The organism is Herbiconiux sp., assembly GCF_023264855.1.
GTDB lineage: Bacteria > Actinomycetota > Actinomycetes > Actinomycetales > Microbacteriaceae > Herbiconiux.
This window is the reverse complement of sequence record NZ_JAHFUW010000043.1, coordinates 1-12574: the sequence shown is the minus strand read 5'-3', so window position 1 is coordinate 12574 and position 12574 is coordinate 1. Positions and strand designations below refer to the sequence as shown.

The 12574-nt window shown below is 68.9% G+C and carries 10 protein-coding genes and 1 pseudogene; 4 read left to right on the top strand and 7 right to left on the bottom strand.

Translation table 11 applies throughout. The features are described 5' to 3' along the window. Nucleotides 1–40 precede the first annotated feature (40 nt). Nucleotides 41–2011: a 1-deoxy-D-xylulose-5-phosphate synthase gene (gene dxs / locus Q0D75_RS15840; RefSeq protein WP_291055500.1), complete on the top strand. Its 1971-nt coding sequence runs from the start codon at nucleotides 41–43 to the stop codon at nucleotides 2009–2011. Here the strand turns inward: dxs and Q0D75_RS15835 are convergent. From Q0D75_RS15835 to Q0D75_RS15815, 5 genes are all read right to left on the bottom strand, one after another. Then, the gene (locus tag Q0D75_RS15835) at nucleotides 1993–2532 is read right to left on the bottom strand and encodes a dihydrofolate reductase family protein (RefSeq protein WP_291055497.1); all 540 of its coding nucleotides are present in this window, start codon (nucleotides 2530–2532) and stop codon (nucleotides 1993–1995) included. The genes dxs and Q0D75_RS15835 overlap by 19 nt on opposite strands. Before the next feature lie 72 nt (nucleotides 2533–2604). Further along, entirely contained in the window at nucleotides 2605–4752 is a 2148-nt protein-coding gene (locus Q0D75_RS15830; RefSeq protein ID WP_291055494.1) for a 3-hydroxyacyl-CoA dehydrogenase NAD-binding domain-containing protein, read from the bottom strand. After that, a complete protein-coding gene (locus tag Q0D75_RS15825; protein ID WP_291055491.1) occupies nucleotides 4749–5990 on the bottom strand; it encodes a thiolase family protein in 1242 nt (413 codons plus the stop codon). The genes Q0D75_RS15830 and Q0D75_RS15825 overlap by 4 nt, the downstream gene beginning before the upstream one ends. A 72-nt stretch (nucleotides 5991–6062) precedes the next feature. Further along, nucleotides 6063–7283: an HRDC domain-containing protein gene (locus Q0D75_RS15820; protein ID WP_291055488.1), complete on the bottom strand. Its 1221-nt coding sequence runs from the start codon at nucleotides 7281–7283 to the stop codon at nucleotides 6063–6065. Next, a complete protein-coding gene (locus tag Q0D75_RS15815; protein ID WP_291055486.1) occupies nucleotides 7276–7872 on the bottom strand; it encodes a DUF3000 domain-containing protein in 597 nt (198 codons plus the stop codon). The genes Q0D75_RS15820 and Q0D75_RS15815 overlap by 8 nt, the downstream gene beginning before the upstream one ends. Nucleotides 7873–8002: 130 nt before the next feature. Here Q0D75_RS15815 and Q0D75_RS15810 point away from each other — a divergent pair, with 130 nt between their 5' ends. Beyond that, the gene (locus Q0D75_RS15810) at nucleotides 8003–9184 is read left to right on the top strand and encodes an alpha/beta fold hydrolase (protein ID WP_291055483.1); all 1182 of its coding nucleotides are present in this window, start codon (nucleotides 8003–8005) and stop codon (nucleotides 9182–9184) included. 6 nt (nucleotides 9185–9190) lie between these two features. Here Q0D75_RS15810 and Q0D75_RS15805 read toward each other — a convergent pair whose 3' ends face one another. Both Q0D75_RS15805 and Q0D75_RS15800 read right to left on the bottom strand, forming a co-directional pair. Next, a complete protein-coding gene (locus Q0D75_RS15805; protein ID WP_291055480.1) occupies nucleotides 9191–9631 on the bottom strand; it encodes a SufE family protein in 441 nt (146 codons plus the stop codon). Nucleotides 9632–9648: 17 nt separating this feature from the next. Further along, complete coding sequence (locus Q0D75_RS15800) at nucleotides 9649–10566, bottom strand: sulfurtransferase (protein ID WP_291055477.1); 918 nt, start codon at nucleotides 10564–10566, stop codon at nucleotides 9649–9651. 152 nt (nucleotides 10567–10718) lie between these two features. On the opposite strand from Q0D75_RS15800, the gene zapE reads away from it, so the two are divergent. Together zapE and Q0D75_RS15790 are read left to right on the top strand one after the other, a co-directional pair. Next, entirely contained in the window at nucleotides 10719–11753 is a 1035-nt protein-coding gene (gene zapE / locus Q0D75_RS15795; protein WP_291055475.1) for a cell division protein ZapE, read from the top strand. 270 nt (nucleotides 11754–12023) lie between these two features. After that, nucleotides 12024–12574 (top strand): annotated as a pseudogene (locus Q0D75_RS15790) (ammonia channel protein); the annotation flags it as partial.

The following is a 12574-nucleotide window of genomic DNA, read 5'->3' as shown; positions in this document are numbered from 1 at the left end:
GTAGACTGCGAGATCACGTTGTCATGGGAAGGTGGAAGGTATGAGCCTGCTCGAAGGGATCAACGGACCCCGTGACCTCGACACCCTGACCCCGGAACAGCTGGAAGAGCTGGCCGGGGAGATCCGGGCGTTCCTGATCGCGGAGGTCTCCAAGACCGGCGGTCACCTCGGTCCGAACCTCGGCGTGGTCGAGACGACCATCGCCATCCACCGGGTGTTCGACTCCCCGCGTGACTCGATCGTGTTCGACACCGGGCACCAGTCCTATGTGCACAAGCTCCTCACGGGCCGACAGGACTTCTCGATGCTGCGCCAGAAGGGCGGCCTCGCCGGCTACCCGCAGCGCTCCGAGAGCCCGCACGACGTGGTCGAGAGCTCGCACGCCTCCAGCTCGCTCTCCTGGGCCGACGGCATCTCGCGTGCCTACGACATGACCGGCCAGAAGGATCGGCACGTGGTCGCGGTCGTGGGCGACGGGGCGCTCACCGGCGGCATGACCTGGGAGGCGCTGAACAACATCAGCGACGACAACTCCCGCAACCTCGTGATCGTGGTCAACGACAACGGCCGCTCCTACGCCCCCACGATCGGCGGCATGGCGCGGTACCTGAACGGCGTGCGCACCCGCAAGGGCTATCACGACCTGCACCAGTCCAGCCGTAAGCTGTTCGACCGCCTGGGCGCGCCGGCGCGGGCGCTCTACCGCGGTGCGCGGGGCGGTCTGCACGGCTTCCTCAGCCGCATGACCAACAACTCCTCGCTGTACGCGAACCTCGACATCAAATACCTCGGCCCCATCGACGGGCACGACGTGCACGCGATGGAGGAGGCGCTGCGCCAGGCCAAGGAATACGCGGCGCCCGTGATCGTGCACGCCATCACGGAGAAGGGCCGCGGCTACGAACCGGCCCGAACGGATGCGGCCGACCAGTTCCACGCGGTGGGCCAGATCGACCCCGAGACGGGTGAGCCGCTGTCGGCGCCTTCGGGCGCGCCATCCTGGACAGGCGTGTTCGCCGACGAGATCGTGTCGCTGGCCTCGGAGGATCCCACGATCGTCGGCATCACCGCGGCCATGCTTCGCCCGACCGGTCTGCACAAGTTCGCCGAGAAGTACCCGGCCCGGGTTCTGGACGTGGGCATCGCCGAGCAGCACGCCGCCACCTCGGCGGCCGGCCTCGCCTTCGGAGGCCTGCATCCGGTCGTCGCCCTCTATGCCACCTTCGTGAACCGGGCCTTCGACCAGATCCTGATGGATGTCGGCCTGCACGAGGCCGGAGTCACCTTCGTACTCGACCGCGCCGGGGTCACCGGTCCCGACGGCGCGAGCCACCACGGCATGTGGGACCTCGCGATCCTGCAGGTCGTACCGCGCATCCGCCTGGCCGCCCCGCGTGACGCCGAGCGGCTGCGTGAGGAGCTCGGCGAGGCCGTGCGGGTGACGGATGCGCCGACGGTCATCCGGTTCCCCAAAGGCACCGTGGGGGCCGAGCTGCCCGCTCTGCGCCGCACGCGCGACGGCGTCGACGTGCTGCGTGAAGACGAGCGCAATGACGTGCTGATCGTGGCCGTGGGAACCATGGCGCAGCTGGCTCTGGATGTGGCTCAGCTGCTCTCGGCCGAGGGGATCGGCGCCACCGTCGTCGACCCGCGCTGGGTGGTGCCGGTGCCGTGGTCGATCATCGAGCTCTCGGATGCGCACCGCATCGTCGTGACGATCGAAGACGGCGTGCGCGTGGGTGGTATCGGAACCCGCATCCGCCAGGATCTGCGTCAGGCCGGTGTCGACACCGCGGTCACCGAGCTGGGCCTGCCGGACGAGTTCTTGGAGCACGCCACCCGCGAGCAGATCCTCGAGCGGGTCGGCCTCACTCCGCAGCAGATCGCCGAAGACCTGATCGCCCAGGTGCGCGGTGACAAGATCCCGATCGCGCGCCCGCTCGCGGCTCGCCCGGGCGACGGCGAGAGCACCGATACGGGGGAGAACCCCTCCTACCGCCTGGTGCGGTAGACCGAACCGATCGCGCCCGAGGGGTACACCGTCGTGCCGCTCACATCGTAGACGCCGGAAACGCTCGTCAGCGGCAACAGGGGAGTGCCGGCGCCGAGCACCACGGGCATCGTGGTGAGCAGGATCTCGTCGAGCAGTCCGGCGTCGGCCACCTGAGCGGCCACGGCTCCGCCGCCGACGATCCAGATGTTCTTGCCGGCCGCCGCCTCCACCCAGTGCGGATGCAGCTCGGCCACGTCACCGCGCGCGAACCGGATGTCGCCGCCCGGCACCACCGGCAGCGGCCGGCTCGAGAGCACCCAGTTCACCTGCTCGGGATAGGCCCATGCGTCAGGGGAATCGCGCAGCACGAATTCGTACGTCGCCGACCCCATCACCACCACACCGACCTCGGCGAGGAATGCCTCGTAGCCGGTGCCGAACTCCTCGAACCCGAACTGCATCAGCCACTCGAGCCCGCCCTCCCGATCGGCGATGAACCCGTCCAGGCTGCTGGCCACGTAGTACTGCGTCTTCGTCATCCCCCGAGCATAGAAGCGGCCACCGACACCCGAAGGTGTGGTGGCCGCTTCTCTGCTCGAGCTCCCTGAGGGCTACTCGACGCCGCGGATGACGGGGTGGTGGAAGGTGTCGCCGAAGGCGCGCTCCGAGGCTCCGACGCGGTCGAGGTAGGGCGTGAGGCCGCCCATCTGGAAGGGGTAGCCGGCACCGAGGATGAGGCAGAGGTCGATGTCCTCCGCCGCGTGCACGACGTCGTCTTCGAGCATGCGGTGCACCTCGTCGGCCAGGCCGTCTTCGACCCGGCGCTGGATCTCCGCCTCGGTCATCGGCGTGGACTCCGCACCCTTCGCGGGCGTCACGATCGCCACCGCCTTCTTGTCGAAGCCGGTGATCTTGCCCTTGCCGTCGCGATCGAAGATCTTGCCGTGCTCGGCCAGCTCGTGCAGGTTCGTGCTCTCGAAGAAGCGGTCGGGGAAGGCCGCGTGGTGCGTGTCGAGCACGTGCGCGCCGACCTTGAGCCCCACGAGCTCGAGCAGCTCGAACGGGGTCATCGGAAGGCCGAAGGGATCCAGCGCCCGGTTCATCACCTCGAACGAGGTTCCGGTGTCGACCGCGTGCATCGCCTCGCCCAGCACCTTGGCCAGGATGCGGTTCACCACGAAGCCCGGGGTGTCGCGCGTGATGACCGCGTTCTTGCGCAGCTTCGCCGCCGTGACCATGGCCGTCGAGAGCGTGGCGTCATCCGTCGCCGGGGCGTTCACGACCTCGATCAGCGGCATCACGGCCACCGGGTTGAAGAAGTGGAAGCCCACCAGGCGCTCGGGATGAGCGAGCTTCGCGCCGATCTGCTCCACCGAGAGCGACGAGGTGTTCGTCGCGAGCACCGCGGTCTCGGAGACGTGCTTCTCGATCTCGGCGAAGACATCCTGCTTCACACCGAGCTCTTCGAACACGGCCTCGATCACCCAGTCGGCGTCGTTGAACTCCGACTTGTCGGTGGTGCCGTGGATGAGCGCGTTCAGGCGGTTCGCCTCGTCGGAGGAGATGCGCCCCTTCGAGGCCAGTGCGCCGATCTCGCCCCGGATGTACTCCAGGCCCTTGTCGACGCGCGACTGGTCGAGGTCGGTGATGACCACGGGCACCTGCAGGCGGCGCACGAACAGCAGCGCGAACTGCGAGGCCATCAGACCGGCGCCGATGATGCCGACCTTGGTGACCGGCTTCGCCAGCGCCTTGTCGGGTGCGCCGGCGGGCTTCTTGGCCCGCTTCTGCACCAGGTTGAAGGCGTAGATCGAGGCACGGAACTGGTCGCCGGCGATGAGCTCGGCCAGCGCCTCGTCTTCGCGGGCGAAGCCCTCTTCGGGGGTTCCGGATTTCGCGGCCTTCAGCAGGTCGAGCGCCTTGTAGGGCGACTTGGCGACCGTGCCGATGCGCGACTCGAGCATCTTGCGGGCGATGGCGATGGCCGCGTCCCACTTGACCAGGCGCTCCACCTTGCCGGGCTCGTTCGGGCGCTTCACCTTGTGCGCACCCGTGAGCACCGAGTCGGCCCAGCGCAGCGAGTCTTCGAGGTAGTTGCCCGGCCCGAAGATCGCATCCGCGATACCCAGATCGAAGGCTTCTTGCCCCTTCAGGGTGCGGTTGTTCTTCAGCGGGTTCTCGATGATCACCTTGAGGGCGTTCTCGATGCCGATGAGGTTCGGCAGCAGGTACGCGCCGCCCCAGCCGGGGATGATGCCGAGGAAGACCTCCGGCAGCGCCAGGGCGGGGATCGAGGAGTCGATCGTGCGGTAGTCGGCGGCCAGGGCCACCTCCACACCGCCCCCGAGCGCCAGGCCGTTGATGAAGGCGAAGGTGGGAACACCGATCTGCTTCATCTTGCCGAAGGCGAAGTGCCCGAGCTGACCCATCTGCAGTGCGACGGCCTTGCTCTCGAGCTCGCCCACCTTGCTGAGGTCGGCGCCGGCCGCGAGGATGTACGGTTTGCCCGTGACGGCGACCGCGTCGATCTCGCCGGCCGCCGCCCGCGCCTTGAGGGCGTCCAGCGTGGCGGCGTACTCCAGCAGGGTGACCGGGCCGAGGGTGCTCGGCCGGGTGTGGTCGCGATCGTTGTCGAGGGTGATCAGCGCCAGCGTCTTGCCGCTGGGCAGCGGGATATCGCGCACGTAGGAGTGCGTGACCACCTCGCCCTCGGACATCTTCTCGAGCGGGGAGAAATCGATGGTGGAGTAGTCGGTCATCGTGCCGCCTTCTTGCTCGCGCCGGTCTTCATGTCGGACTTGGCCGCCTTGCCGCCGAAGTTCGGGTTCTCCCAGATGACCGTGCCGCCCTGGCCGAGGCCCACGCACATCGCGGTGACGCCGTAGCGCACCTCGGGGTGCTCCTCGAACTGGCGGGCGAGCTGGATCATCAGCCGCACGCCCGAGGAGGCGAGCGGGTGGCCGAGGGCGATGGCCCCGCCGTACTCGTTGACCCGGGGGTCGTCGTCGTCGATGCCGAAGTGGTCGAGGAACGAGAGCACCTGCACGGCGAACGCCTCGTTCAGCTCGAACAGGCCGATGTCGTCGATCGAGAGACCCGCCTTGCGCAGCGCCTTCTCGGTGGAGGGAACCGGGCCGATGCCCATGATCTCGGGCTCGACGCCCGCGAACGCGAACGACACGAGACGCATCTTCACGGGGAGACCGAACTCCTTGGCGGCCGCCTCGCTTGCGATCAGCGATGCGGTGGCGCCGTCGTTCAGACCGGACGAGTTGCCCGCCGTGACCCGGCCGTGCGGGCGGAACGGCGTGCGGAGGCCGGCCAGGCCCTCCAGCGTGGTCTCGGGGCGGGGAGCCTCGTCGCGCGTGGCGAGCCCCCATCCGGCAGCGCTGCGGATGGCGACCGGCACCAGGTCGGGCTGGATCTTGCCGGCCTCGTAGGCCGCCGCCACCTTCTGCTGGCTGCGCAGCGCGTAGCGGTCGGAGCGCTCCTTGGTGAGCTGCGGGAAGCGGTCGTGGATGCGCTCGGCCGTGTTGCCCATGTTGAGCGCGTCGACGCTCACCAGCTTCTCGGCGAGGAACCGGGGGTTGGGGTCGGCGTTGAAGCCCATCGGATGCCGGCCCATGTGCTCGACGCCGCCCGCGATCGCGAGATCGTAGGCACCGAAGGCGATGGCCCCGGCGACGGTGGTGACGCTCGTCATCGCGCCCGCGCACATCCGGTCGATGGCGTAGCCCGGCACCGAGAGCGGAAGGCCGGCCAGCAGCGCGGCCGTGCGGCCGAGGGTGAGCCCCTGGTCGCCCTGCTGCGTGGTGGCGGCGATCGCCACGTCGTCGATGCGGTCTTTCGGAACGCCGGGGTTGCGCTCGAGCAGCCCCGTGATCGACTTCACCGCGAGATCATCTGCTCGCGTCTGCCAGTACATGCCCTTTTCGCCCGCACGCCCGAATGGGGTGCGCATTCCATCGACGAAGACGACTTCAGATCGTTCGGCCACTATGCCTCCTGGGATTGGATCGACTTCGATCCTAGAAGCGACCCCTGACACCCCGGAATCGTTTGATTGTTCCTACGACTGGGCTTCCGGGTCGCTCTCGGGCTCTTGGAGTGGTTCTACAAAGGCGAGGGCGATCGGCTGTGCAGTCAGTTCAATCTGCCAGGGACGCGCCCCGAGCGCCGCGAGGGCCTCCGACACCGACTCGACGGTCACCGGATCGGGTGCATTCCAGGCCACACGCCGCAGGAAGTCGGGGGTGAGCAGGTTCTCGAGGGGGATCGACCGCTCCTCGGAGACGGTCGTGAGGGCGGCGCGTGCGGCCTTCAGGCGGGCATCCGCCTCGGGATTGCGGTCCGACCAGCTGCGTGGGGGCGGGAGGGTGTCGGTGGCTCGCCGGTGCACCGGGATCTCGTCGGTCGTGAGGGCGCGCTCGATCGCGGCCCACCAGCGGTCCAGTTCGCTGCGGCTGGCACGGCCGGAGAACTGCTTGAGGCTCGCCAGTTCGCGGCGCGAGGCCGGCAGGGCGCGCGCGGCCACCATCAGCGAGGCATCCGGAACCAGCCGGCCCGGCGCGATGTCGGTCTCGCGGGCGAGGGCGTCGCGGGCGAGCCAGAGCTCCCGGGCGGCGGCGAGGTGCCGATCGGGGCGCAGTGCCTGCACGCCGGTCAGCCGGCGCCAGGGCTCCGCCAGCGGCGCCTTCTCCTCTTTGCTCACGACGGCGGCGAACTCCTGCTCGGCGATCTCGACCTTGCCCTGCTGCACGAGCAGGTCGGCCATGGCATCCCGCAGGTCGATCAGCAGCTCCACATCGAGGGCGGCGTATTCGAGCCAGGATGCGGGCAGCGGCCGGGTCGACCAGTCCGCGGCCGAGTGCTCCTTCTTCAGGTGGATGCCGAGCAGTTCCTCCACCACCGCGCCCAGGCCCACCCGAGGCAGGCCCAGCAGCCGGGCGGCCAGCTCGGTGTCGAAGACGGTGACGGGGTCGAGCCCCACTTCGCGCAGGCACGGCAGGTCCTGGCTGGCCGCGTGCAGCACCCATTCGACGTCGCCGATCACCGACTGCAGGGGAGCGAACTCCCGGATGGCCGGCGGATCGATCAGGAAACTGCCCGAACCCCTCCGGTACAGCTGGATCAGGTACGCGCGCTGGGAGTAGCGGAAGCCGCTCGCCCGCTCGGCGTCGACCGCGACGGGCCCGTGGCCCTCGGCCAGTGCCTCGACGGCGTCATGGAAGTCATCGACCGTCGTGATGACGGTGCGTTCTGGTGTCTCGCTCAGTTCTTCTTCACTCACGTCGTGCTCGCCTGGTCTGCAGCATCGTCACGCCATCGACGACGGGTGGCAGACCGGCCAGCATGCAGAGGAGTTCGCTCCAGCCCTCGACATGGGCTTGGAGGTTGTGGTCTGTGGGGGTCCAGGATGCGCGCAGCTCGATCTGCGCACCGTCTCCCTGGGCGGAGAGCTCGCCGAAACCGGTCGAGATGATCTTCGTCGCGGTGCCGGATGCGCTGGTGTAGTTCGCCCCCCGGGCGTCGAGAGCGTCGACCAGCCACGACCAGGCCACGTCGGCCAAGAAGGGATCGAGCCCGATCTCGGTCTCCAGCGGGGCCTGCGCGAAGCAGACCACCCGGAATTCACCGCCCCAGGCTTCCGGCTCGTCGGCGTCGTGCAGCAGGATGAACCGGCCCGTACCGAGCTCGGAGTCGGCGCCGTGGCGGCGGGGACTCACGTCGGCCGAGAGGGCGACCGCGTTCGGGGCCAGGTTCGCGGGGGCGGGGATCTCGTGGATCACGAGCTCCTCCCGCGTGTCGGCCCGGCGCAGCGAGTCGAGCGCTGCGCCGAACGCCGCCGGGAGATCCGGCGTGAAAGGGGAATCGGGCACGTCTGCAGACTAGAGTTCTTTAGGTTCCGCGAGGCGAAGGCACGCCGGATGACGCGGAGGCAGTGACGAGACGAGCCGGTGCGATCGGGTGGCGACGAGCCGCCCGCCGTGGGCCTGAAGGGCGGCGACCATGAGTCAGCGAGCATCCGAACCGGCCCGCGTTCCGGCTTGGGCGATCGTGGCGATGGCCGCGGGCACCGTCGCGACGCTGGTCACGGCGGGGGCGGCGTTCGCCACCGCGAAGATGTCGCGGGCCATCGTGACCCCCTCCGTTCCCGTCGACGACGTGCGCATCCTCGGCTACGACGCCGAGGCCGGTGTCGTGTCGCTCTCCGTGACGGCCGACTCGATCCTGCCGGGCGCGTACAGCCTGCGCTTCTCCGGTGACACGGGGCACGCGCGCCTGGGCGAGGTGCTCTCGGTGGCGGACGGCGTGGTGCGCCGGCCCGTCGTCACGGTCGACTACGGCGACCTCGCCACCGCTCGTGCCGGGCGGATCAGCGGCTGGTTCTACATCCACCCGCGCGAACTCGGCGTTCCGGTGGAGGAGGTCGAGGTGAGCACCTCGGTCGGGCCGGCTCCGGCGTGGTTCGTCCCTGCTCCGGATGAGGCATCCACCAAGTGGGTCATCCAGGTGCACGGTCGTGGCGTCCGCCGCGGTGAGACCATCCGCGGGGTGCCGGTGTTCCGTGACCACGGATACAACTCCTTGCTCATCTCCTATCGCAACGACGGCGAGGCGCCGCGCTCGGCCGACGGCAAGTACGCCCTGGGCGACACGGAGTGGCAAGACCTCGACGCCGCGATCACCTATGCCGTCGACCACGGTGCCGCCGACATCGTGCTGATGGGCTGGTCGATGGGCGGCGCCATCACGCTGCAGGCGATGGGCCGGGCCGTGCACCGCGACCGCATCCGGGCGATCGCGCTGGAATCGCCCGCGGTCGACTGGCGCGACGTGCTGCGGTACCACGGGAGGGCCCGGCATGCGCCGGAGCTGGTGGGGGATGCCGCGTTCGCGACCATCACGCATCCGTGGGGCACGGTGGTCACGGGCCAGGACCAGCCCCTGGACCTCGACCGCCTCGACTTCGTGAAGCGCTCCGACGAGGTCGACGTACCGGTGCTGCTGATGCACAGCGACGACGACGGCTACGTGCCCTCGACGGGCTCGCGCAAGCTCGCCGAGGCGCGCCCCGACCTGGTCACCTTCGTGCCGTTCTGGGTCGCCCGCCACACCAAGCTCTGGAACTACGACCGCGCCAAGTGGAACGCTGCGATCTCCTCCTGGCTCACCGCCAACGCCCTCTGAGGAGGGCTACGCGGCGGCGACGCGCTCGCGCACCTGGCGCTTGGTGCGGCCGAGGAGGGCCGTCATCCCGCGGATGCGCAGGGGGGAGACGGCGGCGGTGAGGCCGAGCGTGTTCGGGAAGTCGTCGGGGATTCCGAGCACCTGCTCGACCGTGAGGCCGTCGATGCCCTGCACCAGGATCGACGCGAAGCCGCGCGTGGTCGGCGCCTCGCGCGGCGCGGTCGCGAATAGCTGCACGATGCCGTCGTTCACCTCCACGAAGATGAACACGGGGGACTGGCACTCCTCGACGCGCTCGAAGAGATCTGGATGCTCCTGGTAGCGCGCCGGGAGCTCCGGCAGCTCGTTCGAGAACTCCAGCAGCATCTCGAGCCGCTCGCGCTGCTCGAGCGCGAGGAAGTCGTCTCGGATCTCGGCCAGGGATTCGGGGAGGGTCGTCTCAGTCATCCCGTCCAGTATCGCCCTCAGCGCGAGGGAACGGCACCGGGCTCGGCGCCCGTCACGATCGGAACCCGCACCGCGGAGCCCCATTCGGTCCACGAACCGTCGTAGTTGCGCACGTTCTCGAAGCCGAGCAGGTGGGTGAGCACGAACCAGGTGTGGCTCGACCGCTCGCCGATCCGGCAGTAGGCGATCACGGGCTCGTCGCCGGAGAGGCCGAGGCCCGCTCCGTCGCGGTAGATCGCATCGAGGTCGCCGACCGGCTTGAAGGTGCCGTCTTCGGCGGCCGCCTTCGCCCACGGCACGTTCGCCGCGCTCGGGATGTGACCGGCGCGCAGCGCGCCCTCCTCGGGGTAGGCGGGAGCGGTCGTGCGCTCTCCGCTGTACTCCTCGGGTGAGCGCACGTCGATCAGCGGGTGCCCGAGGTGGGCGAGCACGTCGTCCTTGAAGGCGCGGATCTCGTCGTCGCGGCGCTCCACGACGGGGTACGAGACCTCGGATGCCGCGGGCCGGTCGGTCGTGATGGCGCGGCCCTCGGCGATCCACTTGTCGCGTCCGCCGTCCAGCAGCCGCACGTCTTCATGACCGAAGAGCGTGAACACCCAGAGGGCGTACGCCGCCCACCAGTTGTTCTTGTCGCCGTAGATCACCACGGTCGCGTCGCGCGAGATCCCCTTGCCCCCGACGAGCGCGGCGAATCCGGCACCGTCGATGTAGTCGCGCTGCACCGGGTCGTTGAGCTCGGTGTGCCAGTCGATCTTCACCGCGGACGGGATGTGGCCGGTCTCGTAGAGCAGCACGTCCTCATCCGACTCCACGATCACGAGCTCGCGGCCGGGACCGGCCTCGGACAGGTGCGCTTCGAGCCAGTCGGCCGACACCAGCCGTTCCGGATGCGCGTATCCCGCGAACTTCTCGGACGAATCGGCTGCGACGGCCATCTGTTACCTCCTGTGAGCACCGCCGGGCCAGGGTCGGCACCGAGGCGGTTTAGGGTAGATCCAACTCCCTGATGGTTTCCAGCATTCCGCATCGGCGGCCGGCGGGCCAGGCGAGTGTAAGACTTCGACACGAACGATCGGCTCGGAATCAGATGACCAGTGAGCGGCAGGCCGTCGCCCCGCGCTTGACGGAGCGCACCCCCTCGATGTCGGCGGCGGAGCTCGCCAAGACGCTCGTGCCGCCGCGCCAGTTCGACACGGCGTCGTTCGAGAGCTACCGGCCCGACCGCGACTACCCCTCGCAGGGCGAGGCCTTGGCCAAGCTCCGCGCCTTCGGCGAGGGCTTCAAGCCCGCCAAGGCCGGCGGTTTCTTCGGCCGCGGCAAGAAGACGCCCGCCGCCAAGCCCGGCATCTACCTCGACGGCGGCTTCGGCGTGGGCAAGACCCACCTGCTCGCCGCGCTCTGGCACGCCGCGCCCGGCCCCAAGTACTTCGGCACCTTCATCGAGTACACCGCGCTGGTCGGCGCCCTCGGCTACGCCAACGCCGTGCAGCTGTTCACCGGTGCGAAGTTCATCGCCATCGACGAGTTCGAGCTCGACGATCCGGGCGACACCATGCTGATGACCCGCTTCCTCGGCGAACTCGTCGCCAAGGGCACCCGGCTGGCCGCCACCTCCAACACCCCGCCGAACGCGCTGGGAGAGGGGCGCTTCGCGGCGAGCGACTTCCTGCGTGAGATCCAGGCCATCGCCGACCGCTTCGACATCATGCGCATCGACGGCCTCGACTACCGCCGCCGCGACATCGAGGGCCACGCCGTCTCCTTCGCCACGGACGCCGACCTCACCGTCGCGGTCGAGGCGCGCGTCGCCGCGGGGGAGAGCATCACCTTCGACGACTTCGGCGCGCTGATCGCGCACCTCGGCAGCATCCACCCCTCGCGCTACGTGAAGATGCTCGACGGCCTCACCGCCATCGCCATCCGCGATGTCACCCCGCTCACCGATCAGGCGGATGCTCTGCGCCTGGTGGCCTTCATCGACCGGGTCTACGACGCCCAGATCAGCATCCTGGCCTCCGGCATCCCGTTCGACGAGGTCTTCGCGGGCGACATGGTGAACGGCGGCTACCGCAAGAAGTACCTGCGCGCGGTCTCGCGGCTGATCGCCTCCGCGACGCTCTGATCCGGTACTCGACGTTCCGGTTCTCGACGGTCTGAGTTCCGCAACGGGCATCCGGCATCCTCTCGCCGGATTCTCCGGGGTGCGAAACACAGTGTTTACATACGGGCCGTCCGTGTAACACGGCGTACACATAGTTCGTCGCCCGGCGAAACCTCTCTTCGACAGACTGCCCTTGCCTGCAATTGCGCCATCGGGACAGTGCCACCCGTCGGCGTCACAGCAATTCCGGTCGTACCCGCCGGCACGATATAGAGAGGTAGCCATTTCACAATGGAAGAAGTAACAACCAACCTGGACTCCCTGTGGCTCATGGTCGCAGCGGCCCTCGTCCTCTTGATGACGCCGGGTGTCGCATTCTTCTACGGCGGCATGGTCAAGGCGAAGTCGGTCATCAGCATGATGATGATGAGCTTCGGCGCCATGGGCCTCGTCGGCGTGCTGTGGGTCATCTACGGCTACGGCATGGTCTTCGGCACCCCCGCCATCCCGGGCATCGTCGGAAACCCCTTCGACGGCTCGATCGGACTGGGCAGCCTGCTCGGTCTCGGTGAGGGCGGCGCGATGGACCCCGACCTGAACGGCCTGGCATTCGCGGGCTTCCAGGCGACCTTCGCCATCATCACCGTCGCCCTGATCTCGGGTGCGATCGCCGACCGCGCCAAGTTCGGCGCCTGGATGGTCTTCGCGGGCATCTGGGTCACCGTCGTCTACTTCCCCGTGGCGTTCATGGTCTTCAACCTCTCCGAGGGCTGGGCTCCGGTCTGGGGCGTCAACGACTTCGCCGGTGGAACCGCCGTTCACATCAACGCCGGTGCTGCTGC

Excerpts from the sequence above, each read along its gene's own strand:
- Q0D75_RS15800 (WP_291055477.1), bottom strand. The coding sequence starts at position 10,566 with ATGGCCGTCGCAGCCGATTCGTCCGAGAAGTTCGCGGGATACGCGCAT.
- Q0D75_RS15835 (WP_291055497.1), bottom strand. The coding sequence starts at position 2,532 with ATGACGAAGACGCAGTACTACGTGGCCAGCAGCCTGGACGGGTTCATC.
- zapE (WP_291055475.1), top strand. The coding sequence starts at position 10,719 with ATGACCAGTGAGCGGCAGGCCGTCGCCCCGCGCTTGACGGAGCGCACC.
- Q0D75_RS15805 (WP_291055480.1), bottom strand. The coding sequence starts at position 9,631 with ATGACTGAGACGACCCTCCCCGAATCCCTGGCCGAGATCCGAGACGAC.
- Q0D75_RS15830 (WP_291055494.1), bottom strand. The coding sequence starts at position 4,752 with ATGACCGACTACTCCACCATCGATTTCTCCCCGCTCGAGAAGATGTCC.
- dxs (WP_291055500.1), top strand. The coding sequence starts at position 41 with ATGAGCCTGCTCGAAGGGATCAACGGACCCCGTGACCTCGACACCCTG.
- Q0D75_RS15810 (WP_291055483.1), top strand. The coding sequence starts at position 8,003 with ATGAGTCAGCGAGCATCCGAACCGGCCCGCGTTCCGGCTTGGGCGATC.